Origin of the sequence: Candidatus Corynebacterium faecigallinarum (assembly GCF_052264515.1) — a bacterium.
Taxonomy (GTDB): domain Bacteria; phylum Actinomycetota; class Actinomycetes; order Mycobacteriales; family Mycobacteriaceae; genus Corynebacterium; species Corynebacterium faecigallinarum.
The window spans coordinates 1-738 of sequence record NZ_JBQQOC010000083.1 but is presented as its reverse complement, the minus strand read 5'-3'; the positions used below and the strand labels follow the sequence as shown (position 1 = coordinate 738).

The following is a 738-nucleotide window of genomic DNA, read 5'->3' as shown; positions in this document are numbered from 1 at the left end:
TAGCGGGCCCCGTCCCGCACGAGAGGATGTCACTATGACCGACCACACCGCCGGCAAGCGACCACGACGAACCTTCAGCCCCGAGTACAAACACGAAGCCGCCCGCCTTGTCATCGACACCGGACGTACTATCGCCGAAGTCGCCCGTGAACTCGGCGTCGGCGCCCAGACGCTAGGTAAATGGGTCGCCGCCGAACACGCCGACCAGGCCGGTGAGCCCACCGGCGAGCTGGATCTGGATGAACGCGCCGAACTCAAACGACTGCGCCGCGAACTCGCTGACGTGAAGAAGGACAACGAGTTTTTGGGAAAAGCGGCAGACTTCTTCGCTGCCAAGCAACCACCGCAGAACGGTATGAACTGATGGTGCAGGAGAAGGCGAATTACGAGGTCAAGCGTATGGCACGCCTGCTGGGAGTGTCCCGGTCCGGTTTCTACGCCTGGGTAGCACGACAGGCCGGACAGCCCGGCCCACAGCGCCGTGAGCGCGACGACCTCGACGCGAAGGTCCGGACGGTGTTCATCGAGTCCGACGAGGTCTACGGCGCTCCCAGGGTGCATGCCCAGCTGGCCCGGGAGGGCACACAGGTTGATGTGAAGACCGTGGCGAGATCCATGGCACGTCAGGGCTTGGAGGGCATCAGCCCCAAGAAGTTCACCCCGGTGACCACCCTGCCTGGTGTCGAGGCCCATACGATCCCTGACCGGGTCAGGCGCGGCTGGGACCAGGGCGGGCTC

At 64.6% G+C, this 738-nt stretch carries 2 protein-coding genes; both read left to right on the top strand.

Annotation, left to right across the window (positions count from 1 at the left end):
- Positions 1 to 34: 34 nt before the first annotated feature.
- A complete protein-coding gene (locus tag ACTXPP_RS14140; protein WP_443342756.1) occupies positions 35 to 364 on the top strand; it encodes a transposase in 330 nt (109 codons plus the stop codon).
- Positions 364 to 738, top strand: a 375-nt coding sequence (locus ACTXPP_RS14135) for an IS3 family transposase (protein WP_443342754.1), incomplete at its 3' end; no start/stop codon positions are given. The genes ACTXPP_RS14140 and ACTXPP_RS14135, both read left to right, overlap by 1 nt.